Here is a 22,792-nt window from a genome sequence, read left to right on the forward strand (position 1 = left end):
CCTGGTGTCGATTTCCCGGTAGGGCGCTCGGCGGTCCCGCCGTTGTGTGGTGGCTTCAGCTTAGGCGGGGGGCCGACTCTGCCGGACGGCACGGTCAGCCGCACGATGTTTATCGGACATTTAATCAACCCTACGATACTGACCGCGCGCCCCCGCCAAGCCGGTGGGGCAGAAGACATTTCATGACCGAAAGGCGGCCGTCCATGGCCAACGACCAGAGCGAGACCACCACGGCGACCACGCCGGCCGCGGAGGCCGCCGCCGTGGAGGCCGGCAAGGCCGTCGAGGGCGCGGTCGCCGCGACCCCGACCGAGTACGCCGAGCCCACCGCCGACCGCAAGGCGGACCTGGAGGACGACCTCTTCGGCGACGAGGGCGAGTACCTGGTCGAGCCCGCCGCCCCGGCCGGTGGCGAGCACGGCACGGAGCGCGAGCCGCAGGGCGTCATCTCCAGCCACCCGTAAGCACGTCGCACCCGCGGTTCCAGGGGGGAACACCTGAACAGGCTCCGTCGTCTCGCGGTCGTCGCCGTCTCGACGATCGTGGTGACCACCGGCTACCTCGTGACCGCCACCGGCGCCGCCGCCGGCGTCATCGGCAGTCACCCGTAGCCCACACAGCACAACGAGTGCCCCGCACCCCGCATTCGGGAGTGCGGGGCACTCGTCGTTTGCGGCCGTGCCAGGAATAGAGGCGCACAAGCTGTCGTAAATACGCGGAAAAGGGGCGGAGTAAGCCGATAGCCATTGCGGAGGACGGGCGTCCGCGAATGATTGCGGCTTCAGGTGGGGGTGTGGGTGGGTTCGGGATCTCGGCCCCGCGGCCCGGTGGCGGGTTCGGTGGCCGGTTTTCGCCGCCGGAGTTGCCGTCATGCCGTCGTGGCCGGGGCCGGGCCGACGTGCTCGGGTCGGGCGGTCCACTCGCAGCCGCCGTCCGGTGGCCGCAGGTAGTGCTCCCCGCCGATGGTGTCCATGTAGATGCCGGTGCGTCCGGTCCTGGTGTCGAGGACGAGTTCACCCACCTGCGGCCGGTAGGCCGAGGCGGAGCGCTTTCGGATGCTCACCGCACTGCTCCTTGCTGCTCCGGTGCGGGCGCGGCGACGGTGGTGGCCGGCCCTGGTCGCTGTCGTGGCTTGGCTTGTGATTCGGCTCTGCTCGGCGACTACCCAGCATCTCTAGAGAAGCTAATATCTCTAGAGATGTCAACGGTCGAACCGGTCCTATCGGCTTACCGGCGGCCGGAATCGCGCCTACGATTTCTGGCGAGGGACGAGGGAGACGGCGATGGTCGGCAGCAGTGGCGGCGAGCGGCAGCCCAAGTACCAGCGGATCGCCGACACGCTGAAGGCGGCCATCGACTCCGGCGAGTACCGCGCGGGCGACCGGCTGCCGGGCGAGAACGACCTGATGGACGTGTACGGCGTGGCCCGGATGACCGCCCGCCAGGCGCTGGGCGTGCTGCAGAGCGAGGGCATCGCCGAGGCCCGGCGCGGGGCGGGGGTGTTCGTCCGGGACTTCCGGCCGCTGCGCCGGCGCGGGATCCAGCGGCTCGCCCAGGGGCAGTGGGGGTCGGGCCGGTCGATATGGTCGGCGGACACCGACGGGCGCACCCTGGTGGTCGACCAGGTCGCGGTCACCGAGCAGGGCGCGCCGGACCACGTCGCCCGGGTGCTCGGGGTCGAATCGGGCGCGCCGATGTGCGTGCGGCACCGGCGGTTCGTGCTGGACGGCAAGCCGGTCCTGCTGTCGACCTCCTACCTGCCGGCCGGCCTGGTCGCGGGGACGGCCATCACCCGCGAGGACACCGGCCCGGGCGGCACCTACGCCCGGCTGGCGGAGATCGGCGCCAAGCCGGTGCACTTCCGCGAGGAGGTCCGCTCCCGGATGCCGAGCGCCGAGGAGACGACCCGCCTCGAACTCTCGGCCGGCACCCCGGTGATCCTGATCTGCCGCACCGCCTTCGCCGACGAGGGCCAGGTCGTCGAACTGAACGAGATGATCCTGGACGCCGCCTCCTACGTCCTGGAGTACGACTTCGACGCCTGACCGGCCGATCACCTCCCCCCGACGTGCCGCCGCCCCGGGCGCGGCGGGCGCGACCGGGGCGGCGGGTGGTGCGGGGAGCGGCTACTCCTTGGAGCGGACCCGGAGGTTGGTGATCAGCGGGCCCTCGGTGGTCTCGCGGAAGAAGTCGTTGCCCTTGTCGTCGACGACGATGAAGGCCGGGAAGTCCTCGACCTCGATCCGCCAGACGGCCTCCATGCCGAGCTCGGCGTACTCCAGGACCTCGACCTTCTTGATGCAGTCCTGAGCGAGGCGGGCGGCGGGGCCGCCGATGGAGCCGAGGTAGAAGCCGCCGTGCTGGGCGCAGGCGTCGGTGACCTGCTTGGAGCGGTTGCCCTTGGCGAGCATGACCATCGAGCCGCCGGCCGCCTGGAACTGGTCGACGTAGGAGTCCATCCGGCCGGCCGTGGTGGGGCCGAAGGAGCCGGAGGCGTAGCCCTCGGGGGTCTTGGCCGGGCCGGCGTAGTAGACCGGGTGGTCCTGGAGGTACTTGGGCATGCCCTCGCCGGCGTCCAGGCGCTCCTTGATCTTGGCGTGGGCGATGTCGCGGGCGACGACCAGGGTGCCGGTGAGCGAGAGCCGGGTCTTCACCGGGTACTTGGAGAGCTCCGCGCGGATGGCGGACATCGGCTGGTCGAGGTCGATGCGCACCACGTCGTCGTCGAGGTGTTCGTCGGTGGTGTCCGGCAGGTACTTGGCCGGGTCGGTCTCCAGCTGCTCCAGGAAGACGCCCTCGGCGGTGATCTTGCCGAGCGCCTGGCGGTCGGCGGAGCAGGAGACGGCCATCGCGACGGGCAGCGAGGCGCCGTGGCGGGGCAGCCGGACGACGCGCACGTCATGGCAGAAGTACTTGCCGCCGAACTGGGCGCCGATGCCGATCTTCTGGGTCAGCTCGGTGACCTTGGCCTCCAGCTCCAGGTCGCGGAAGCCGTGGCCGGTCTTGGCATCGCCCTCGGTCGGCAGGTTGTCCAGGTAGTGCGCGGAGGCGTACTTGGCGGTCTTGAGCGCGAACTCGGCGCTGGTGCCGCCGATCACGATCGCCAGGTGGTACGGCGGGCAGGCGGCGGTGCCCAGCGAGCGGATCTTCTGCTCCAGGAACGAGAGCATGCTCGCCTCGTTCAGGATCGCCTTGGTCTCCTGGTACAGGTACGACTTGTTGGCGGAGCCGCCGCCCTTGGCCATGAAGAGGAACTTGTAGGCGTCGCCGTCGGTCGCGTACAGCTCGATCTGGGCGGGCAGGTTGTTGCCGGTGTTCTTCTCGTCCCACATGGTGACCGGGGCCATCTGGGAGTAGCGCAGGTTGAGCTTGGTGTACGCGTCGTAGACGCCGCGCGCGATGGCGGACTCGTCGCCGCCGGTGGTCAGCACGTTCTGGCCGCGCTTGCCCATGACGATGGCGGTGCCGGTGTCCTGGCACATCGGCAGGATGCCGCCGGCCGAGATGTTGACGTTCTTCAGCAGGTCGAGCGCCACGAAGCGGTCGTTGGGGCTGGCCTCCGGGTCGTCCAGGATGCGGCGCAGCTGGGCGAGGTGGGCCGGGCGCAGGTAGTGCGAGATGTCGTGCATCGCCTCGGCGGTGAGCAGCCGGAGGGCCTCCGGCTCGACCTGGAGGAACGTACGGCCGCCGGCCTCGAAGGTGGAGACACCCTCGGAGGTGAGCTTGCGGTAGGGGGTCGGGTCAGCGCCCAGGGGGAGCAGGTCGCTGTACTCGAAGTCCGGCGTGGGAGCCATGGGGGCGGTCCTTAGGTATCCAGTGTTGCCAGTGTTCCGGCTGCGTCGGCGAAGCACCCTGGAGGGTGCGGGCACCCTCGCGAAAGCACCCTCAAGGGTATGACCCGGCGAAACGTCGTACGCGGGAAGGTCCGCCTGCGTGACGAGGGTCACCCGCACGTGTGTGCGACGCTTGCCCGGTTGACTAGTCTTGCCCCCGTGGACAACTCGCCGTCGAAGGACCCGTCGAAGGGCACGCAGGACCAGCAGATGGACCACCAGGGGGATCAGGGCCAGGGGCCCGTACCGATGACCAAGGCCGCGGCCGCCCAGCCCGCGGCGACCCGGTCCGCGACGGGCCGGCCGGACGGGGCACCGGTGGCGGAGGCCGAGATCCGGGCCTCGGACGCCGACCGCGAACGGGTGGCGGAGCTGCTGCGCGACGCCTACGCCGAAGGCCGGCTGGACGTCGAGGAGCACGCCGAGCGGATCGAGGCGGCCTACTCGGCGAAGACGCTGGGCGAGCTCGCGCCGCTGACCCGGGACCTGCCGGTGCACCGCGAGGTCTCCTTCGAGAAGCCGCCGCTGGGCGCGGCGGACGGTCCGCGTCCGGACGGCCCGGTGCGGCTGCCGGCCCGGAACGAGGCGCCGACCATGCTGGCGGTGTTCGGCGGGGCGTCCCGCAAGGGCCGCTGGCGGGTGGGCTCGCAGCTCAAGGCGGTGGCGGTGTTCGGCGGGGTCGAGATCGACCTGACCGACGCCGTGTTCGAGTCGCCCGAGGTGGTCATCGACGTGGTGGCGATCTTCGGCGGCGTGGAGATCAAGGTGCCGGAGAACGTCAGCCTGCACGGCGGCGGGGTCGGCATCTTCGGCGGCTTCGACGTCAAGGAGCAGACCTCGGCCGACCCGTACGCGCCGGTGGTGCGGGTCAAGGGGGCCGCGGTGTTCGGCGGTTGCGAGGCGAAGCCGCGCAAGGGCAAGAAGCTGAAGGAGTGGGTGCGCAAGCAGCTCGGCGCGGACTGAGCGCCGGGGCCTCCGCCGGGGGTTCCGGCGGAAGATCCGCAGCCCACGTGCCCGGTCGGGACCAACTCCCGGCCGGGCACTCGTCGTTGCGTCGAGTGCAGGCTGTAGTCGGTTGCGTGCAGTGTGCATGAATCGCGGTACCGCTGGGTAGTTCCTCTGGCACATCGCTTCTCGTACGGCTGCGTACCGGAGGCGGCCTGAGGCCGGCCCGGGGGGTGTGAGCGGGGGCTCGCAGCCGGGCAGGGGAGCGAGCTTCCCCGTGTCCGAGAGCCTCGTCAGGAGTACGGCCGTGCTGCATCCGATCGAGTCCCGCACCACCTCGTCCGCCGCCCCGTCGCCGGTCGTCCCGGCACCGGTCGCGCGGCCGTCCGCCGCCGCCTCGCCGGTGCTCGCGGCCCAGCTGCTGGAGCGGCGTCCGGCCCCGCAGCCGGTCGGCGAGGACAATCCGTGGCACACCGGCGCGGCCTGCCAGCGGGACGAGGTGGGGCTGTTCTTCGCGCCGTCCAAGGAGCCCACGGCGGCCCGGCTGTCGCGCGAGGAGCAGGCGAAGCAGGTCTGTGCCCGCTGCCCGGTGCTGCTGGAGTGCCGGGAGCACGCGCTGGCGCAGCCGGAGCCGTACGGGGTGTGGGGCGGGCTGACGGCGGCCGAGCGCCGGGTGGTGCTGGCGCGCCGCCGCCGCCGGGACGTGGAGCTGCGCGAGGCGGCCGTCCGGGTCCCGGGCCCGCGCCGCCGGATCGCGGGCTGACCGCAGGAGTCGGTACCGGCACACGAAAGCCCGCGGCCTCGGCGAAGGGGGATTTCGCCGAGGCCGCGGGCTGTGCCGTGCGCTGTGCTCAGTTGGCGCGGTCGAAGTCGATCGCGCTGTAGGCCCGCAGCTTGGACAGCTTGTGGGTGGAGTGGATCTCCCGGATGGTGCCGCTCTTGGAGCGCATCACCAGCGAGCTGGTGGTGGCGGTCTCCTGGCGGTAGTGCACGCCGCGCAGCAGCTCGCCGTCGGTGATGCCGGTGGCGACGAAGAACACGTTCTCGCCGCTGACCAGGTCGTCGGTGGTGAGCACGCGGTCCAGGTCGTGGCCGGCGTCCAGCGCCTTCTGGCGCTCGGCGTCGTCCTTGGGCCAGAGCCGGCCCTGGATCACGCCGCCCATGCACTTCATCGCGCAGGCGGCGATGATGCCCTCGGGGGTGCCGCCGATGCCCATCAGCAGGTCGACGCCGGTGCCCTCGCGGGCGGCCATGATGGCGCCGGCGACGTCGCCGTCGGAGATGTACTTGATCCGGGCGCCGGCCTCGCGGATCTCCTGGATCAGGCCCTGGTGGCGCGGGCGGTCGAGGACGACCACGGTGACGTCCTCGACGGCGATGCCCTTGGCCTTGGCGACCCGGCGGATGTTGACGGCCGTCGGGGCGGTGATGTCGACGAAGTCGGCCGCCTCGGGACCGGTGACCAGCTTGTCCATGTAGAAGACCGCGCTCGGGTCGAACATGGTGCCGCGGTCGGCGACGGCCAGGACGGCGACCGCGTTGTTCATGCCCTTGGCGGTGAGGGTGGTCCCGTCGACCGGGTCCACCGCGACGTCGCACTCGGCGCCGGTGCCGTCGCCGACCCGCTCGCCGTTGTACAGCATCGGGGCCTCGTCCTTCTCGCCCTCGCCGATGACGACGACGCCGTTCATCGAGACGGTGGAGACGAGGGTGCGCATGGCCCGGACGGCCGCGCCGTCGGCGCCGTTCTTGTCGCCACGGCCGACCCAGCGGCCGGCGGCGAGCGCGCCTGCCTCGGTGACCCGGACGAGTTCGAGTGCCAGGTTGCGGTCGGGAGCCTCCGGCGCGACCTCCAGGGCACTGGGAAGGTGGTGCGGGTACTGCGTGGTCATCGTCGTTACCTCTCTGTACGCGACGGCCAGTGAGCGCCCGACTACTGCCTGGTCGAACGCCGTGGTGAGGGTCCTGCGATCGTATCTGCCCACGAGATGACTGTCTGTGGCGCGGTCCCCCGGCCGGAGCGGAAACGGCGGGTTTTGTCCCTGTTCACCCGTCCGCGGATACCCCCGGGTGGTGGTGCCCGGGGTGGGATGAGTCACCATGTGGGGGTGGCAGGAGAGAGCAAAGGCATGAGGGGCCGGCAGACCGTACGGGACATGGTCCTGTCGATGCTGGCGGTCGGCGTCGTGGTCTGGGTCGGGTACCTGTTCCTTCCGCATGACGCGGACGGCGACGGGGTGCGCCCGGTCGAGTACCGGGTGGCCGCGGCCTCGGCGAAGCGCGCCGCGCCGTACCCGCTGCTCGCCCCGGAGGGCCTGCCCGCGCAGTGGCGGGCCACCTCGGTCACGTACGACGCGGCGGCCCAGAGCAACGGCAAGGGCAACGCCTGGCACCTGGGCTTCGTCACCCCCTCCGGCCAGTACGCGGCCGTCGAGCAGCGTGACGTCAAGCGCGAGGACGTGCTGAAGGCGACGATCGCCGACGGCAAGCCGGACGGCACCGTGGAGGTCGCCGGGCAGACCTGGGAGCGGGTGCAGGGCCCGAAGGCGCGGGCGCTGACCGTCCAGAGCGGTACGGCCACCACCGTCCTGACCGGCACCGCCTCCTACGAGGAGCTGGCCGAGCTGGCCCGGGCGCTCAAGTAGCCCCGGCGGTCGGACCGCCTTCGAGCGGACGCGAGAGGGCCCCGCACCAGGTGGTGCGGGGCCCTCTCGCCGTCTCCGTCAGGCTCAGACGGTGGTGACGACCTCGTCGTAGTCGAGCCGCGGCGAGCGCGGGTACCAGGCGTTCTCGCCCGGCTTGCCGATGTTCACCACGGCCAGCACGGAGTGCTCGCCGTCGGCGAAGAACTCCTTGTTGATGCCCGCGGCGTCGTAGCCGGTCATCGGGCCCGCGGCCAGGCCGGCGGCGCGGACGCCGACGATGAAGTAGCCGGCCTGCAGGGCGCCGTTCATCGCGGCCGAGGCCTCACGGGCCGGGCGCTCGGCGAAGTAGCTCTTGGCGGCCGGGAAGTGCGGGAAGACCTTCGGCAGCTCCTCGTGGAACTCGTTGTCCACAGCCAGGATGGCGGTCAGCGGGGCGGCGGCGGTCTTGGCCTTGTTGCCCTCGCCGAGGTGCTGGACGAGGCGCTCGCGGGCCTCGGCCGAGCGGACCAGGACGACGCGCAGCGGCTGCTGGTTCATCGCGGTCGGGCCGAACTTGACCAGCTCGTAGATCGCCTGGATCTGCTCGTCCGAGACCGGCTCGTCGGTGAAGGTGTTGGCGGTGCGGGCCTCGCGGAACAGCAGGTCCTGCGCGGCGGCGTCGAGGACCAGGGCGTCGGTGGTCATGCTTCTGCACCTCATGGGGAGGAAGGGACGGGGTTCGTCTGGGGTGACCGGTGCGACCCGGTCAGACGTTCCCAACCATGAGTGAATGTTCAACTGTTCCCTGATGGGGTGTGATGCGTGTCACCCGTTCGGCGGCGCGCCCTCCTCCTCGGCGGCCAGCGCGGCGTCCAGCCGGGCCCGGGCACCGTCCAGCCAGCGCTGACAGACCTTCGCCAGCTGCTCGCCGCGCTCCCACAGCGCCAGCGACTCCTCCAGCGAGGTGCCGCCGTTCTCCAGCTGCCGGACCACCTCCAGCAGCGCGTCCCGCGCGTGCTCGTACCCCAGCGCGTCGTCCGCGGCCGGCGTACCGGCCGGCGGCCCGGCCTGCGGGGTCGTCCCGTCCTGCTCCTGATCTGCCATGGGAGTCAGCGTAGGGGCCCGGACCGACAGGGCGGGCTCAGCCGGCCGCGTCCCCGCCCCCACCGGCCCCAATCCCGTCCCCGTCCCCGGCCACCGTGACGTCGAAGCCGCCGCCCGCCACCCGGGCGTGCAGCGCCTCGCCCGCCGCGACCCGCGCCGGATCGGTCACCACCGTGCCGTCGGCCCGCTGCAGCACCGCGTAGCCGCGCTCCAGGGTGGCCGCCGGGGACAGCGCGACCACCCGGGCCAGGGTGTGCCCGAGGTCGGTCTGCGCGTGGTCCAGCCGGTGGCCGAGCGTGCGCCGGGCCCGCTCCAGCAGGCCGGCCACCTCCTGCCCGCGCCCGTCCAGCATCCGGTGCGGCGCGGCCAGCACCGGGCGGCTGCGCACCCCGTCCAGCCCGTGCCGCTCCCGCTCCACCCGGGCCAGCACGTGCCGGCGCGCCCGGTCCCGCAGCTGGCGGACCTTGGCCAGTTCCTCGCCGACGTCCGGAACCACCCGTTTGGCGGCGTCGGTGGGCGTGGAGGCGCGCAGGTCGGCGACGAAGTCCAGCAGCGGCTGGTCCGGTTCGTGGCCGATCGCGCTCACCACCGGGGTCCGGGCCGCCGCGACCAGCCGGACCAGGCCCTCGTCCGAGAACGGCAGCAGGTCCTCGACGCTGCCGCCGCCCCGGGCCACGATGATCACGTCCACCTCGGGGTGCTCGTCCAGCTCCCGGACGGCCGCGCTCACCCGCTCCACCGCGCTGACGCCCTGCACCGGCACGTTGCGCACCTCGAAGCGGACCGCCGGCCAGCGCCGCCGGGCGTTCTCCAGGACGTCCCGCTCGGCCGCCGAGTCCCGGCCGGTGACCAGCCCGACGCACTGCGGCAGGAACGGCAGCGGCCGCTTGCGGTCCGCCGCGAACAGGCCCTCGCCGGCCAGCCGCCGCTTGAGCTGCTCCAGCCGGGCCAGCAGCTCGCCCAGCCCGACCAGCCGGATCTCCGAGGCCCGCAGCGACAGCTGGCCGCGCGCCGCGTACCACTCCGGCTTGGCGTGCACGATCACCCGCGAGCCCTCCTGCACCGCGTCCGCGACCTGGTCGAAGACGGAGCGGAAGCACGTCACGGTGAGCGAGACGTCGGCCTGCGGGTCGCGCAGCGTCAGGAACACCACGCCCGCCCCCGGCCGCCGGCTGAGCTGGGTGATCTGCCCCTCCACCCAGACCGCGCCGAGCCGGTCGATCCAGCCCCCGATCAGCGCGGAGACCTTGCCGACCGGGAGCGGCGCTTCGGGGGTGCTGGGGTTCGCCATGGCTACGAGGCTAGCGGCGCCCGCCGACAGCGGAGGCCCCCTGCAGGGCGAGCACCAGCCCGCCCGCCGCCAGCCAGACCAGCCCGACCAGCTGCGCGGTGCGCGAGGCCTCGTAGACCACCGCGCCGATCACCGCGATCCCCAGCACCGGCACCACCACGTGCCGCAGCCGGTCCCGCGAGCGGTGCTTCACCGCGTACCAGCCGACCACCGAGGCGTGCAGCAGCGCGAAGGCGGTGAGCGCGCCGATGTCCACCACCGAGGTGAGCTGGTCGAGCCCGTCGTCCCGGTCGGCCGCCCAGACCGCCGCCGCCAGCGTGACCGCGGCCGCCGCCAGCAGCGCCCGGCGCGGCGCCGCCGAGGCCGGGTCGACCGCGCCCAGGAACCGCGGCAGCCGCCCCTCCCGGCCCATCGCGTAGAGCAGCCGCCCGGCCGCCGCCTGCCCGGCCAGCGCCGCGAACGCCGCGCCGATCGCCTTGCTCGCCGCCACCAGCAGGTGCAGCCAGTGCCCGATCCCGCTCTCCACCGTGTCGTAGAAGGCCGACCCCTGCGCCGCCGGGTCCGCCGCCAGCTCCCGCGGGGTGAGCGGTTCCAGCAGCGCCGCCAGGTAGGTCTGCGCCACGAACAGCACCCCGGACACCAGCAGGCACCAGAGCACCGCCCGCGCCACCGCCGCCGAGGCGCCGACCGCCTCCTCCACGAAGGTCGCGATCGCGTCGAAGCCCAGGTAGGAGAGGACGGCCACGGAGACCGCCGAGAGCACCGCCGCCACCGAGAAGCCGTCGACGCCGGTGAACGGGGTCGCCCAGCCGCGCTGCGCGCCGCCTTGGACCAGCACCGCCACGGCCGCGACCAGGAACACCGCCAGCACCGCGAGCTCCAGCGCCAGCACCGCGAAGCCGGCCAGCGCCGCCGTCCGCACCCCGGCCAGGTTGAGCGCGGTGGTGACCAGCACCGCGAGCGCCGTCCACAGCCAGCGCGACACCCCCGGCACCAGCGAGTGCAGCGCGATGCCGGAGAACAGGTACGCCACCGCCGGGATCAGCAGGTAGTCGAGCATCGCCATCCACCCGGCGAGGAACCCCGGCCCTTCGCCGAGCCCGGCCCTGGCGTACGCGAACACCGAGCCGGTCCGCGGCACCGCCCGCACCATCTGGGCGTACGAGAACGCGGTGAACCCCATCGCCACGGTGGCCGCCAGGTAGACCGCGGCGACCGCGCCGTGGCTCTTGGCGTCGAGCACCCCGAACACGCCCACCGGGGCCATCGGGGCGATGAACAGCAGCCCGTACACCATCAGGTCGCGCACGCCGAGGCTGCGCCGCAGCCCGCTCGGCGGTCCGCCCGGCCGGCCCGGGCCGGCCGACTCGACTCGCTCGCTCATAGCTTCCACATTTGAGCACCCGCGACCGGTTCCGACCGGAACATGACTCCCGTCGGCGCGGCTCGCCGCCGCCCGTACGATGGAGCCATGTCCTCCAACACCGCGCAGCGCCGTGTCCTGCTCGCCGCCCCCCGTGGCTACTGCGCGGGCGTCGACCGCGCCGTGATCGCCGTGGAGAAGGCCCTGGAGCAGTACGGGGCCCCCATCTACGTCCGCAAGCAGATCGTCCACAACAAGTACGTGGTGCAGACCCTGGAGAAGCAGGGCGCGATCTTCGTCGACGAGACGGAGGAGGTGCCCGAGGGCTCGATCGTGGTGTTCTCGGCCCACGGTGTGGCGCCGTCCGTCCACGATGAGGCCCGGGCCGGCAGGCTCGCCACCATCGACGCCACCTGCCCGCTGGTCACCAAGGTGCACAAGGAGGCCGTGCGCTTCGCCGACGAGGGCTACGACATCCTGCTGGTCGGCCACGAGGGCCACGAGGAGGTCATCGGCACGATGGGCGAGGCCCCGGACCGGATCCACCTGGTGGACGGTTCCGAGGACGTGGCCAACGTGCAGGTCCGCGACGAGTCCAAGGTCGTCTGGCTCTCCCAGACCACGCTCTCGGTGGACGAGACCATGGCCACCGTGGGCGAGCTGAAGCAGCGCTTCCCGCTGCTGGTCAGCCCGCCCAGCGACGACATCTGCTACGCGACCCAGAACCGCCAGGTCGCCGTCAAGCAGATGGCGCCGGAGACCGACCTGCTGATCGTGGTGGGCTCGAAGAACTCCTCCAACTCCGTCCGCCTGGTCGAGGTCGGCCTGGAGTACGGCGCCAAGGCCGCCCACCTGGTGGACTTCGCCGACGAGATCCGCGAGGAGTGGCTGGACGGCGTCGGCACGGTCGGCCTGACCAGCGGCGCCTCGGTGCCGGAGATCCTGGTCGAGGGCGTGCTGGAGTGGCTGGCCGCGCGCGGCTACGACGAGGTCTCCACCGTCAAGACCGCCGAGGAGCACCTGACCTTCTCGCTGCCCAAGGAGCTGCGCCGCGACCTGCGCGCCGAGGCCGCGGGCAAGCTGTAGTCCCGAGGCCCCGGAAGCCCGGTACCCCGTTCCGGGGGTGCCGGGTTTTCCGCTGTGCGGGGCGGGTCGGGCTCTCGTAAGTTTTGTGCACAGCCATGCACAGGCCTGTGGACAACTTCGGTGGAGGACGGTCGTCATGACGGCGGTATTCGGTGTGGACATCGGCGGCTCGGGCATCAAGGGAGCCCCCGTCGACCTCGCCCGGGGCGTGCTCGCCCAGGAGCGGCACAAGGTCCTCACCCCGCAGCCCTCCGCCCCCGAGGCGGTGGTCGCCGCCGTCCGCGAGGTGGTCCGCCACTTCGACCACCAGGGCCCGGTCGGCCTGACCTTCCCCGGTGTGGTGGTCGACGGGCGGACCACGACCGCCGCCAACGTCGACAAGGGCTGGATCGGCCTGGACGCCGCCGGGCTCTTCCGCGAGGCGCTCGACCTGCCGGCCGTCGTGCTCAACGACGCCGACGCGGCCGGCCTCGCCGAGACCGCGCACGGCGCCGGCCGCGGCCAGGAGGGCGTGGTGCTGGTGCTGACCTTCGGTACCGGCATCGGCAGCGCCCTGTTCGTCGACGGCGTGCTGGTGCCCAACACCGAACTCGGCCACCTGGAACTGCGCGGCAAGGACGCCGAGCGGCGGGCCTCCTCGGCGGCCAAGGAGCGGCACGGCTGGAACTGGGAGCAGTGGGCCGGGCGGGTGGACGAGTACCTGGACCTGGTCGAGATGCTGTTCTCGCCGCAGCTGATCGTGATCGGCGGCGGGGTGAGCCGCAAGCACGAGAAGTTCCTGCCGCTGCTGCGCGGGCGCCGGGCGCGGGTCGTCCCGGCGGAGCTGCGCAACGACGCCGGGATCGTCGGCGCGGCCATGGCGGCGGCGCTCGCCACCGCCTGACGCCGGGGGCGCCGAGGGGGCGGGGGCCGCTCCGGCCTCCGCCGCTCAGCGCGCGCGGTGGAACCGGCGCTGGGCGACGAACCGGGCCAGCACGATCACCGCCGCCAGGCCGGTGCCGGTGAACAGCCAGCCGGCCCGGCCGGCCAGATTGGTCGCCAGCGCCACCACCTGGGCGGTCACCCCGGTCGAGCTGACCGGGCCGAACAGCAGCAGCGCGACGGCGAAGGCGATCGGCCCGCTGATCGGCGCGGCCAGCAGGTCGACGTACCGGACCCGGACCGCCAGCTGGAAGCAGACCAGCAGGTAGCCGATGCCGAACAGGACGCCGAGGCCGCCGAAGGCCAGCCGGTCCGCGGCGGCCACCGCGACCGTCGCCACCAGCGCGACCACCCCGGAGCCGACCGCGGTCAGCCGGGCCGGCCGCCCGGTCCGGCGCCGGCCGTAGAGCCGACCGGCGATCCGGGGGCGCTCGGACGGGTCGGCGGACACGGGGCGTAGCCGGGAGGCCGGGCCCGGTCTCCCGGGCACCTTCCCGGCCGGCTTGCCGGCGGGTCTCCCCACCGACTTCCCCGCCGGCTTCCCGACCGTCCGGCCGGGCGCCTTGCCGACCGGCCGTCCGGCGGACCGGGCGGCCGGTTCCCCGGCGGTCTCGGCGGCCCGGCCGGGCCCGGGGACGGCGGCCCCGGCCGCGCCGTTCGGCGGTCGGCGTCTGGGCCCTGGCGGCTGGGTACGGATGCTCTGCTCCACCCACCCAACGTACGGTCCGATCATCGCCACACTGTGTAATGGGTAGCCGGGCCTTGTTCCGTGTCTCCGGACGGAGTATTGGTGTGACCTTCGCGAAACTCCACCGGGGGGATGCATGACCAGCGGTTTCACCTTCGAGCGGCTCCACCACGTCCAGCTCGACATGCCCGCCGGCGCCGAGGACGAGTGCCGCGCGTTCTGGCGCGACGTGCTCGGCATGACCGAGCTGGCCAAGCCCCCGGTGCTGGCGGCGCGCGGCGGCTGCTGGTTCCGCGGCGGCGGGGTGGAGGTGCACCTGGGCGTGGTGCCGGAGTTCCGGCCGTCCCGCAAGGGGCACCCGGGCATCCAGGTGCGCGACCTGGACGCGCTCGCCCGGCGGCTGGCCGAGCACGGCCACGAGGTGGTCTGGGACGACCACCTGCCCGGCCACCGCCGCTTCCACTCCGCGGACCGGCTCGGCAACCGTCTGGAGTTCCTGGAGCCGCTGCCGTAGCCGCTGCCTGCGGCGGCCGGGGCCTGACCGGCTGCCCGTAGACTGGGGGATCGGTCCGGCTGCGGGCCGGCCCAACTCCTCCAAGCCCCGGGACTGCGCTTCATGTCGCTCACGATCGGAATCGTCGGCCTGCCGAACGTCGGCAAGTCGACCCTGTTCAACGCCCTGACCAAGAACGACGTGCTGGCGGCCAACTACCCGTTCGCCACCATCGAGCCCAACGTCGGCGTCGTCGGCGTCCCGGACGAGCGGCTGGCCAAGCTCGCCGAGATCTTCGGTTCGCAGCGCATCCTCCCGGCCACCGTCGACTTCGTCGACATCGCGGGCATCGTCCGCGGCGCCAGCGAGGGTGAGGGCCTGGGCAACAAGTTCCTCGCCAACATCCGCGAGTCGGACGCGATCTGCCAGGTCGTGCGCGCCTTCACCGACCCGGACGTGGTGCACGTGGACGGCAAGGTGTCGCCCAAGGACGACATCGAGACCATCCACACCGAGCTGATCCTGGCCGACCTGCAGACCGTCGAGAAGGTCCTGCCCCGGCTCCAGAAGGAGGCGCGCCTCAAGAAGGACACCGCCCCCGTGCTGGCCGCCGCCGAGGCCGCGCAGGCGATCCTGGAGACCGGCAAGACCCTCTTCGAGGCCGGCTTCGACACCGCCCCGATCCGCGAGCTGCACCTGCTGACCGCCAAGCCCTTCCTCTACGTCTTCAACGTCGACGAGGACGAGCTGGCCGACGAGGACTTCAAGAACGCCCAGCGCGAGCTGGTCGCCCCCGCCGAGGCGATCTTCCTCAACGCCAAGATCGAGTCCGAGCTGATCGAGCTGGACGACGCCGAGGCCCTGGAGCTCCTCCAGTCCATGGGCCAGGAGGAGCCCGGCCTGGCCACCCTCGCCCGGGTCGGCTTCGACACCCTCGGCCTGCAGACCTACCTCACCGCCGGCCCCAAGGAAACCCGCGCCTGGACCATCAAGAAGGGCGCCACCGCCCCCGAGGCGGCCGGTGTGATCCACACCGACTTCCAGAAGGGCTTCATCAAGGCCGAGGTCATCTCCTTCGCCGACCTCGTCGAGACCGGCTCCATCGCCGAGGCCCGCTCCAAGGGCAAGGCCCGCATCGAGGGCAAGGAATACATCATGCAGGACGGCGACGTCGTGGAGTTCCGCTTCAACGTCTGATCGTCCAGCCGACCGGGCCCGCCTCCTCCGAGGCGGGCCCGGTCGCGTTTTCCGGTCCGCCGGACTCCTGTCAGTGGTACGTTATGTGGTACCACTCGCGGAAGGGGTTCAGCTGATGTCGATCACTGCCAGCGAGGCTCGCAAGGCCCTTTTCCCGTTGATCAAGAAGGTCAACGACGACCACGAGGCCATCGAGATCGTCTCCAAGCACGGGAACGCCGTGCTCGTCTCGGCCGAGGACTACGCCGCCCTGCGTGAGGGCTCCTACCTGTTGCGCTCGCCGGCGAACGCGCGCCGCCTGCTCAAGGCGTACGAGAACGCCCTCGGTGGCATGGGGCTCGCCGAGCGGGAGCTCATCGACCCTGAAGCGGCGGACGTCGAGAAGGGCGCCGCGTGAGGCTCGTCTTCGAGGAGGGCGGCTGGGAGGACTACACGTCCTGGCTCAAGAGCGACCGCAAGATGCTCGCCCGGCTCAACAGGCTCATTGAGGACGTCCTGCGCGACCCGTTCACCGGGATCGGCAAGCCCGAGCCGCTGAAGTACCACCTGCCCGGCGCCTGGTCGCGGCGGATCGACGACGAGCACCGCCTCGTCTACCTGGTCACGGACCGGGAGATCATCGTCCTCGCCGCCCGCTACCACTACTGATCGTCCGTGCTGCGGCCGCCCGGTCGCCGTCCGTTTTTCGGATGGTGGCCGGGCGGCCGTCGTTTTGGGCGGGATGGGGCCGATGTGACCGGTGGGGCGGGTGGGGTGGGGGGAAATCAGGGTTGACGGGTGGGCGTGGGGGGCTGGTTGACTGATGATCAACTCGTTTTGATCTTCAGGGGGATGGCATGACGAACGGCAGCGGCAGCGGCAGCGGGCGCGGGGTGCGGCGGCGGGCGGTGCTCGGCGGGGCCGCGGTGGCCGGGGTGGGGGCCGTGCTGGCGTCCGGGACCACGGCGGCGGTGGCGGACTCGGCGCGGCGGCGCAATCCGGTCGACCAGGCGGCGGTGGACGCCGTGCTGGCGCAGCTGGACGGGGGGCTGGTGGCGCTGCGGCGGGACCTGCACGCCCACCCCGAGATCACCGGCCACGAGGAGTACACCTCCGGCGTGGTGGCGAAGCGGCTCCGGGCGGCGGGGCTGGAGGTGACCACCGGGGTCGGGACGATCGTGGTGGGCGGCAAGGAGCAGCCGGCCCACGGGGTGGTCGCGGTGCTGCGGGGGGCGCGGCCGGGGCGGACGGTCGCCTACCGGGCGGACATGGACGCGGTGCCGGGGGAGGGGATCATGCCCCCGGTGGCTCCGCCGAATCCGCCGCGTCCGGCGGCGCACGCCTGCGGGCACGACATCCACACCACGGTCGGGGTCGGCGTCGCCGAGGTGCTGGCGCGGCTGCGGCAGCGGCTGAGCGGGACGGTGGTGTTCCTGTTCCAGCCCGGCGAGGAGGGGCTGGCCGGGGCCCGGGCGCTGATCGAGGCCGGGGTGCTGGAGAAGTACGGGGTGGAGGAGATCCACGCCCTGCACACCGGTCCGTACCCGGTCGGGCAGTTCGCCGTGACGCCGGAGAGCGGGCTGCCGGGGCAGGACTGGGTGAACATCGCGGTGGGCGGTCCGGACGCGGCCGCGTCGGCGGCCAAGCTGGTGGCCGACATCAAGGCGCTCGCCACGGTGGCGATGCCGCAGACCCCGGCGGACCTGGAGACGATGGTCCGGGACGTGCAGACGCCGGACGGGCCGCTGGCCCGGTTCCTGGTGACCGGCGCCAGGGTGGCGAAGCTGCCGGACGCCGAGGGCCGGCCGGTCGTCGAGGCGAAGTTCCGCTGCTGGCCCGAGGCGCGGGACGGCGAGGTGCGGGAGGAGTTCCGGCGGCTCGCGCAGGCGTACCCGGGCTCGGTGGTCAGCTACCCGCAGGAGCCGTTCCCGGCGCTGGTCTGTCCGGCGGAGGAGACCGACGCGCTGGCCCGGCACCTGCGGTGCGAGCTCGGCGCCGGCTCGGTGACGGTGAACCACGCGGCGTTCCCGTTCAACGGGGAGGACTACGCGCTGTTCCTGGAGCGGGTCCCGGGCACCTACACCTTCCTCGGGGTCCGCACCCCGGGCGCCGGGATCGAGACCAGCTACCCGCACTACGAGACCTTCGCCCCGGACGAGCGGGCGATCGGCGTCGGCGTCCGGGCGATGGCCGGCTGGCTGGCCGCCCGCGCCCGGTACTGAGGTCGCGCGCGAGGGGCGGCGGCGGGGGTGGACACCTCCGCCGCCGCCCCTTCCGCGGTTCAGCCGACGGTGACGGTGAGGGTGCCGTCCGGGCCCGGGGCGACGGCCACCGACTCCAGGGTGAGCGTGTGCGCGGTGGGCCGGTGGGCGGCGGCCCGGGGGCCGATGCCGACGACCGGCATGCCGGCGGCCCGGGCGGCGTCGATGCCGGCCTCGGAGTCCTCGAAGGCCAGGCAGTCGGCCGGGGCGAAGCCGAGCGCGGCGGCGCCCTTGAGGAAGCCCTCCGGGTCGGGCTTGCTGGCGCCCACCGACTCGGCGGTGACCAGCACCGACGGCAGCGGCAGGCCGGCGGCGGCCATCCGGACCCGGGCGAGCGGGGCGTCGGCGGAGGTCACCAGGGCGTGCGGGAGGCCGGCCAGGGCGGCGAGGAAGGCCGGGGCGCCGGGGACCGGGACGACGCCGTCGGTGTCGGCCGTCTCGGCGGCGAGCATCCGCTCGTTGTCGGCCAGGTTGAGCTCCATCGGGCGGTCGGGCAGCAGCAGCGCCATGCTGGCGTGGCCCTGGCGGCCGTGGATGACCTTGAGCGCCTCGTCCGGGTCGAGGCCGTGCTGCTCGGCCCAGGCGCGCCAGCAGCGCTCGACGACGGCGTCGGAGTTGACCAGGGTGCCGTCCATGTCCAGCAGGAGGGCGCGGGGGTGGAAGGTCGCGGGCACGGGGCGGCTCCAGGGGAAAGGCGAGCTGATTGTTCAATAAGGATACAAAAGATCAGCCCAGCAGGTGCGCGTTGACCGCCCGGGCCTCCTCGGCCAGCTCCGGCAGCTCCGCCACCTCGATCCCGGCCGCCTCCAGCAGTGCCGTCCCCTGGGTCTCGGCGACGAAGGTGGCCGGCTCGCTCCAGGCGACGACCACCCGGCCGATGCCCGCCGCGATCAGCAGCCGGGCGCACGGGCGCGGTCGTGAGGCGCGCTGTCCGCAGGGCTCCAGCGAGCTGTAGACGGTCGCGCCGCGCAGCCGCGGGTCGTCCGCCGGGAGCTTGGCCAGGGCCGCCTCCTCGGCGTGGTCGTGCGGGTCGGTCTCCCGGCTCCAGCCCTCGGCGAGCACCTCGCCGTCGGCGCCCACGACCACCGCGCCGACCGAGAACGCCGTCTCCGAGGGCGGGCAGCGGCGGGAGAGCTCGACGGCCCGGCGCAGGAACGCGAGGTCGGCGGGGCGGGGGTCGGTCACGGTGCGGGCTCCTTCGGGGCGTACCTGAGCAGGACGACATCGCCCACCGTACGGGCCTCCAGCAGCCGCATCCGCCGGGCCGGTCCGCCGGGGAAGTCCGCCGGGCCGACGAACCGGGGCGCGGCGGCCTGGCCGACCAGCAGCGGGGCGACCACCAGCTGCAGCTCGTCCGCCAGGCCCTGGGCCAGGAACTGGGTGTGCACCCCGCTGCCGCCCTCGACCATCAGCCGGCGCACCCCGCGCGCGCCCAGGTCGTCCAGCACCGCGCCCAGCTCCACCGCCGGGCCGAGCGCCACCACCTCGGCCATCCCGTCCAGCGCCGGGCGCAGCCGGGCGGCGCCGGCCTCCGTGGTGTAGGCGAGCCGTTCGCCGCCGGTGTGCCAGAACCGCAGCGAGCGGTCCAGCCGGCCGCTCGCGCTGAGCGTCACCTTCAGCGGGTACTCGGGGCGGCCGGCGGCCAGCCGGGCGGCCCGCCGGTCCGGGTCGTTGACCAGCAGCCGGGGGTTGTCGGCGCGCAGCGTGTTGCCGCCGACCAGGACCGCGTCGCTGGCGGCGCGCTCGGCGTCCACCCGGTCGAAGTCGGCCGCGCCGGAGAGCAGCAGCCGCTCGGGCGAGGCGTCGTCGAGGTACCCGTCGAGCGACATCGCGGCGCTCAGCAGGACGAAGGGGCGCGGGCCGGGCATGGTGGTGGGGAGCCCTTCGGGTCGGGGGCGGGTGTCCGTCCACGGTACGGCGCCCGGCGACGCCGGTGCTGGGCGAAGGCTGCTGTTCGCCGGGTGGTCCGCTGCCGTCGGGGCGGCGTTCGCCGACGGGGCCCACCCTGGTCCGGACCCCGCACCGCCCCCCATGCCGAAGGGCTGTCACCGTGTCCCGTCGCCCCCGCTCCTCCCGCCGCCGGCTGCCGCTGGCGGTCGCCGTCGCCGCGCTGCCGCTGTTCGCCGCGCTGCCCGCCGGGCCCGCCGCCGCCGCGACCTACGGCACCCCGACGATCACGCTCTCCGCCGGCTACCTGTCCGGCGCGGTCGGCGCCACCGGCGACCCGACCGTCACCGTCACGGTGTCCCAGAGCGGCGCCTCCGCCTCCGCGCTGACCGTGGCCGCCAGCGCGAGCACCCGCACCGCGGTGGCCCGGACCGGCGACGTCACGGTCACCGGCACCGGCTCGGCGCGCACCCTCGCGGTCGCCGCGCAGGGCGTCGGCTACACCGACCTCACCGTCAAGGTCACCGGCCTCGGCGGCAAGACCGCCACGAAGACGCTGCACTACGCGGCCTCGCCGGCGGTGCAGTACTCCGCCGCCAGCCGCTACCTGACCGGCTCCAGCGACGCCTCGGCGGCGGTGGACGCGGGCGGCGGGTACATCGTGGTGGCCGACGACGAGTCCAACGTGCTGCGCCTCTACGACCGCAACGCCTCCGGCGCGCCGGTGCGCACCTGGGACTTCAGCGCGGCGCTCGGGGTCGCCAAGGAGATCGACATCGAGGGCGCCACCCGGGTCGGCAACACCGTCTACTGGACCGGCTCGCTGGGCAACAACAAGGATGGCGTGGTCAAGCCGGACCGGCACACGGTGTTCGCCACCACCGTCACCGGCTCGGGCGCCACCACCCAGCTGACGCTCGCCGGTTCGTACGACGGGCTGCGCGACGACCTGATCGCCTGGGACCGCGCGCACGGCGACCGCTACGGCTTCGCGGCCGGCGCGGCGGACGGGCAGGCGCCCAAGCAGATCGACGGCTTCAACGTCGAGGGCCTGGAGTTCGCGCCGGGCTCCACCACCACCGCCTACGTGGGCTTCCGCGCGCCGCTCACCCCGGCCGTCACCGGCGGCCGGGCGCTGATCGTGCCGGTCACCAACTTCTCCTCGCTGCCCGGCGGTTCGACCGGTGCGACGTTCGGCCAGCCGATCGAGCTGGACCTCGGCGGGCTCTCCGTCCGCGACCTGCGGCGCAACGCGCTCGGCCAGTACCTGATCGTGGCCGGCTCCTGGGCGGCGGACGACAACTCCGACCCGTACGCGCTCTACCGCTGGGACGGGCAGCCCGGTTCGCAGCCGGTCAAGGTGCTCGACCTGCCGACCACCGACGCGGGCGGCTGGGAGGCCGTGCCGGACGTCCCGGACCTCACCGCCCCCGGCGCCCGGGTGCAGCTGATCACCGACGACGGCTCGGCCGACCTGTACGGCGACGGCGTCGCGGCGAAGGACCTCACCCATCCGGAGTGGAAGAAGTCCCGGACCACCTGGTTCACCCTCAACTGACCTGTAGGGCACGGCGATCGGCCCCCGCTCGGACGTACCGCGTCCGGGTGGGGGCCGTTGTCTTCCCCGTGCGAGGGTGGCCGGCATGTGAGACGAATCTTCTCGTCATCCGGGACGAGGAGTAGCGTCGGAGGCGTCGAGGAACCGGCCGATCCCGAGGGGGACGTCACCATGACCGCACCGAAGCCCGCCGTCTACGTCAACGGCCACCAGGAGCCCGTGCTGCGCTCGCACCGCTCCCGGACCGTGGCGAACTCCGCCGCCTACCTGCGCGGCCGACTGCGGCCCGGGCAGGCCGTGCTGGACATCGGCTGCGGCCCCGGCACGATCACCGCCGAGCTGGCCGAACTGGTCGGCCCCGGCGGCCGGGTGGTGGCCGCGGACACCTCCGCCGAGGTGCTGGCGGCGGCCGCCCGGCACGCCGCCGGCCGCGGCCTGGCCAACGTCGTCTTCGAGGTCGCCGACGTGCACCGACTGCCGTACGCGGACGGGGAGTTCGACGTGGTGCACGCCCACCAGGTGCTGCAGCACGTGACCGATCCGGTGGGCGCGCTGCGCGAACTGCGCCGGGTCACGGCCGAGGGCGGGGTGGTCGCCGTCCGGGACGTCGACTACGCGACCATGGCCTGGTACCCGGAGACCCCCGGGCTGGACCGCTGGCTGGACCTGTACCGGCGGATCGCCCGGGCCAGCGGCGGCGAACCGGACGCCGGCCGGCGGCTGCTGTCCTGGGCCCGGGCGGCCGGCTTCACCGACGTCACCGCGACCTCCAGCAGCTGGACGTACGCGACGCCCGAGCAGCGCGAGTGGTGGGGCGGGATGTGGGCCGAGCGGATCACGGAGTCCGGGATCGCGCGGACGGCGGTGGCCGAGGGGTACGCGGACGAAGCCGAACTGGCGCGGATCGCGGCCGCCTGGCGGGAGTGGGCGGCGGCCGGGGACGGGTGGTTCGCGATGCTGCACGGCGAGGTGCTGGCCCGGCGCTGAGCCGGGGTGCGGGGGCCGGGAAAAGGGCGGGTGAGTGTTCCCCAAGATCGGGTAGAGTCGCGCGCCTGTTCCCGTATCCGACGGCCCGCCGCGATCCGCCCGCGGGCCCTCCGGGTCGTCCTGCCGAGTTGTCGCCCGCGCCGCGCGGGCCGGGGGAGTCACACGTGTCCAAGCCCGAGTCCGACGGCGCCGCCCCGGTGTCCGCGCCCGAGCCGGCGGCGGTCGCCGGGCCCGAGCCCGCGTCCGTGCCGGCCTCCGAAGCGGCCGCCGAGCCGGCCTCCGAGCCGGCGGTGGAGTCGGAGCGGGTCGAGCTGACGAAGCCGGCGGCCGCGCCCGTCGCCGAGCCCGTCGCGGAGCCGGTCGCGGAGCCCGCCACCGCGCCGGCTGCCGCGCCGACCACCGAGCCGACGCCGGACCCGGCCCCCGTCACCCCGCCGCCCGCGCCGACCGCCGCGCCCGCCGAGCCGGTGGACGCCGTGCCGGCCGCCGGGAGACCTCCGCCTCGTCCAGCCGCGGGCCGAAGAACTCGGTGCCCGCGACCGTCCCCGGGGCGACGATGTTGGCGGTGATGCCCG

Annotated in this window: 25 protein-coding genes; 14 read left to right on the top strand and 11 right to left on the bottom strand. The window is 73.5% G+C overall.

Annotated elements, in window-relative coordinates; translation table 11 throughout:
• Positions 1-203: 203 nt before the first annotated feature.
• Entirely contained in the window at positions 204-464 is a 261-nt protein-coding gene (locus AB0N76_RS16655; RefSeq protein WP_363557658.1) for a hypothetical protein, read from the top strand.
• Positions 465-868: 404 nt separating this feature from the next.
• On the opposite strand, the gene AB0N76_RS16660 is transcribed toward AB0N76_RS16655, so the two are convergent.
• Positions 869-1,063, bottom strand: coding sequence for a hypothetical protein (locus AB0N76_RS16660; protein ID WP_363557660.1), 195 nt, complete (start codon positions 1,061-1,063; stop codon positions 869-871).
• A gap of 220 nt (positions 1,064-1,283) precedes the next feature.
• Here AB0N76_RS16660 and AB0N76_RS16665 point away from each other — a divergent pair, with 220 nt between their 5' ends.
• On the top strand, positions 1,284-2,045 hold the full coding sequence (locus AB0N76_RS16665; protein ID WP_363557662.1) for a GntR family transcriptional regulator: 762 nt from the start codon (positions 1,284-1,286) through the stop codon (positions 2,043-2,045).
• Positions 2,046-2,126: 81 nt separating this feature from the next.
• On the opposite strand, the gene AB0N76_RS16670 is transcribed toward AB0N76_RS16665, so the two are convergent.
• Positions 2,127-3,794, bottom strand: coding sequence for a fumarate hydratase (locus tag AB0N76_RS16670; protein WP_363557664.1), 1,668 nt, complete (start codon positions 3,792-3,794; stop codon positions 2,127-2,129).
• A 198-nt stretch (positions 3,795-3,992) separates the two neighbouring features.
• Here AB0N76_RS16670 and AB0N76_RS16675 point away from each other — a divergent pair, with 198 nt between their 5' ends.
• A complete protein-coding gene (locus AB0N76_RS16675; protein ID WP_363557666.1) occupies positions 3,993-4,796 on the top strand; it encodes a DUF1707 domain-containing protein in 804 nt (267 codons plus the stop codon).
• A 385-nt stretch (positions 4,797-5,181) separates the two neighbouring features.
• Positions 5,182-5,541, top strand: coding sequence for a WhiB family transcriptional regulator (locus AB0N76_RS16680; RefSeq protein ID WP_363557705.1), 360 nt, complete (start codon positions 5,182-5,184; stop codon positions 5,539-5,541).
• 88 nt (positions 5,542-5,629) lie between these two features.
• Here AB0N76_RS16680 and glpX read toward each other — a convergent pair whose 3' ends face one another.
• The gene (glpX, locus tag AB0N76_RS16685) at positions 5,630-6,670 is read right to left on the bottom strand and encodes a class II fructose-bisphosphatase (protein WP_363557669.1); all 1,041 of its coding nucleotides are present in this window, start codon (positions 6,668-6,670) and stop codon (positions 5,630-5,632) included.
• 237 nt (positions 6,671-6,907) lie between these two features.
• On the opposite strand from glpX, the gene AB0N76_RS16690 reads away from it, so the two are divergent.
• Positions 6,908-7,423 carry a DUF4245 domain-containing protein gene (locus AB0N76_RS16690; RefSeq protein ID WP_363557671.1) on the top strand — a complete coding sequence of 172 codons (516 nt, stop codon included), beginning with the start codon at positions 6,908-6,910 and terminating at the stop codon, positions 7,421-7,423.
• A gap of 84 nt (positions 7,424-7,507) precedes the next feature.
• On the opposite strand, the gene AB0N76_RS16695 is transcribed toward AB0N76_RS16690, so the two are convergent.
• The 4 genes from AB0N76_RS16695 to AB0N76_RS16710 all read right to left on the bottom strand — a co-directional run bounded on the left by AB0N76_RS16695 (position 7,508) and on the right by AB0N76_RS16710 (position 11,181).
• Entirely contained in the window at positions 7,508-8,107 is a 600-nt protein-coding gene (locus AB0N76_RS16695; RefSeq protein WP_363557673.1) for a malonic semialdehyde reductase, read from the bottom strand.
• Between the two features lie 120 nt (positions 8,108-8,227).
• The gene (locus AB0N76_RS16700; protein WP_363557675.1) at positions 8,228-8,506 is read right to left on the bottom strand and encodes an exodeoxyribonuclease VII small subunit; all 279 of its coding nucleotides are present in this window, start codon (positions 8,504-8,506) and stop codon (positions 8,228-8,230) included.
• A gap of 37 nt (positions 8,507-8,543) precedes the next feature.
• Positions 8,544-9,797: an exodeoxyribonuclease VII large subunit gene (gene xseA / locus AB0N76_RS16705; RefSeq protein ID WP_363557677.1), complete on the bottom strand. Its 1,254-nt coding sequence runs from the start codon at positions 9,795-9,797 to the stop codon at positions 8,544-8,546.
• A gap of 10 nt (positions 9,798-9,807) precedes the next feature.
• Entirely contained in the window at positions 9,808-11,181 is a 1,374-nt protein-coding gene (locus tag AB0N76_RS16710) for an APC family permease (RefSeq protein ID WP_363557679.1), read from the bottom strand.
• An 87-nt stretch (positions 11,182-11,268) separates the two neighbouring features.
• Between AB0N76_RS16710 and AB0N76_RS16715 the strand changes: the two genes are divergently transcribed.
• Together AB0N76_RS16715 and ppgK are read left to right on the top strand one after the other, a co-directional pair.
• Positions 11,269-12,246: a 4-hydroxy-3-methylbut-2-enyl diphosphate reductase gene (locus AB0N76_RS16715; protein ID WP_363557681.1), complete on the top strand. Its 978-nt coding sequence runs from the start codon at positions 11,269-11,271 to the stop codon at positions 12,244-12,246.
• A gap of 136 nt (positions 12,247-12,382) precedes the next feature.
• Positions 12,383-13,129, top strand: coding sequence for a polyphosphate--glucose phosphotransferase (gene ppgK, locus AB0N76_RS16720; RefSeq protein WP_363557683.1), 747 nt, complete (start codon positions 12,383-12,385; stop codon positions 13,127-13,129).
• Between the two features lie 45 nt (positions 13,130-13,174).
• Here ppgK and AB0N76_RS16725 read toward each other — a convergent pair whose 3' ends face one another.
• Positions 13,175-13,876, bottom strand: a complete 702-nt coding sequence (locus AB0N76_RS16725; protein WP_363557685.1) for a DUF6542 domain-containing protein — start codon at positions 13,874-13,876, stop codon at positions 13,175-13,177.
• A 115-nt stretch (positions 13,877-13,991) separates the two neighbouring features.
• On the opposite strand from AB0N76_RS16725, the gene AB0N76_RS16730 reads away from it, so the two are divergent.
• From AB0N76_RS16730 to AB0N76_RS16750, 5 genes are all read left to right on the top strand, one after another.
• Complete coding sequence (locus tag AB0N76_RS16730) at positions 13,992-14,369, top strand: VOC family protein (RefSeq protein ID WP_363557687.1); 378 nt, start codon at positions 13,992-13,994, stop codon at positions 14,367-14,369.
• Between the two features lie 102 nt (positions 14,370-14,471).
• Positions 14,472-15,545 carry a redox-regulated ATPase YchF gene (gene ychF / locus AB0N76_RS16735; RefSeq protein ID WP_363557689.1) on the top strand — a complete coding sequence of 358 codons (1,074 nt, stop codon included), beginning with the start codon at positions 14,472-14,474 and terminating at the stop codon, positions 15,543-15,545.
• Positions 15,546-15,660: 115 nt separating this feature from the next.
• Positions 15,661-15,942 carry a type II toxin-antitoxin system prevent-host-death family antitoxin gene (locus tag AB0N76_RS16740; protein ID WP_363557691.1) on the top strand — a complete coding sequence of 94 codons (282 nt, stop codon included), beginning with the start codon at positions 15,661-15,663 and terminating at the stop codon, positions 15,940-15,942.
• On the top strand, positions 15,939-16,193 hold the full coding sequence (locus AB0N76_RS16745) for a Txe/YoeB family addiction module toxin (RefSeq protein ID WP_363557693.1): 255 nt from the start codon (positions 15,939-15,941) through the stop codon (positions 16,191-16,193). The genes AB0N76_RS16740 and AB0N76_RS16745 overlap by 4 nt, the downstream gene beginning before the upstream one ends.
• 188 nt (positions 16,194-16,381) lie before the next feature.
• Positions 16,382-17,746, top strand: coding sequence for a M20/M25/M40 family metallo-hydrolase (locus AB0N76_RS16750; RefSeq protein ID WP_363557695.1), 1,365 nt, complete (start codon positions 16,382-16,384; stop codon positions 17,744-17,746).
• Between the two features lie 59 nt (positions 17,747-17,805).
• Here AB0N76_RS16750 and AB0N76_RS16755 read toward each other — a convergent pair whose 3' ends face one another.
• The 3 genes from AB0N76_RS16755 to AB0N76_RS16765 are packed head-to-tail and all read right to left on the bottom strand — an operon-like array spanning position 17,806 to position 19,653.
• Positions 17,806-18,459 carry an HAD-IA family hydrolase gene (locus AB0N76_RS16755; RefSeq protein ID WP_363557697.1) on the bottom strand — a complete coding sequence of 218 codons (654 nt, stop codon included), beginning with the start codon at positions 18,457-18,459 and terminating at the stop codon, positions 17,806-17,808.
• Between the two features lie 52 nt (positions 18,460-18,511).
• Complete coding sequence (locus AB0N76_RS16760; RefSeq protein WP_363557699.1) at positions 18,512-18,970, bottom strand: deaminase; 459 nt, start codon at positions 18,968-18,970, stop codon at positions 18,512-18,514.
• The gene (locus tag AB0N76_RS16765; RefSeq protein WP_363557701.1) at positions 18,967-19,653 is read right to left on the bottom strand and encodes a RibD family protein; all 687 of its coding nucleotides are present in this window, start codon (positions 19,651-19,653) and stop codon (positions 18,967-18,969) included. Before AB0N76_RS16765 ends, AB0N76_RS16760 begins: the two co-directional genes overlap by 4 nt.
• Before the next feature lie 221 nt (positions 19,654-19,874).
• On the opposite strand from AB0N76_RS16765, the gene AB0N76_RS16770 reads away from it, so the two are divergent.
• Positions 19,875-21,230, top strand: coding sequence for a hypothetical protein (locus AB0N76_RS16770; protein WP_363557707.1), 1,356 nt, complete (start codon positions 19,875-19,877; stop codon positions 21,228-21,230).
• Positions 21,231-21,401: 171 nt separating this feature from the next.
• Positions 21,402-22,217 carry a methyltransferase domain-containing protein gene (locus AB0N76_RS16775; RefSeq protein WP_363557703.1) on the top strand — a complete coding sequence of 272 codons (816 nt, stop codon included), beginning with the start codon at positions 21,402-21,404 and terminating at the stop codon, positions 22,215-22,217.
• The last annotated feature ends 575 nt before the right edge of the window (positions 22,218-22,792 follow it).

Origin of the sequence: Kitasatospora sp. NPDC093806 (assembly GCF_040683335.1) — a bacterium.
Taxonomy (GTDB): domain Bacteria; phylum Actinomycetota; class Actinomycetes; order Streptomycetales; family Streptomycetaceae; genus Kitasatospora.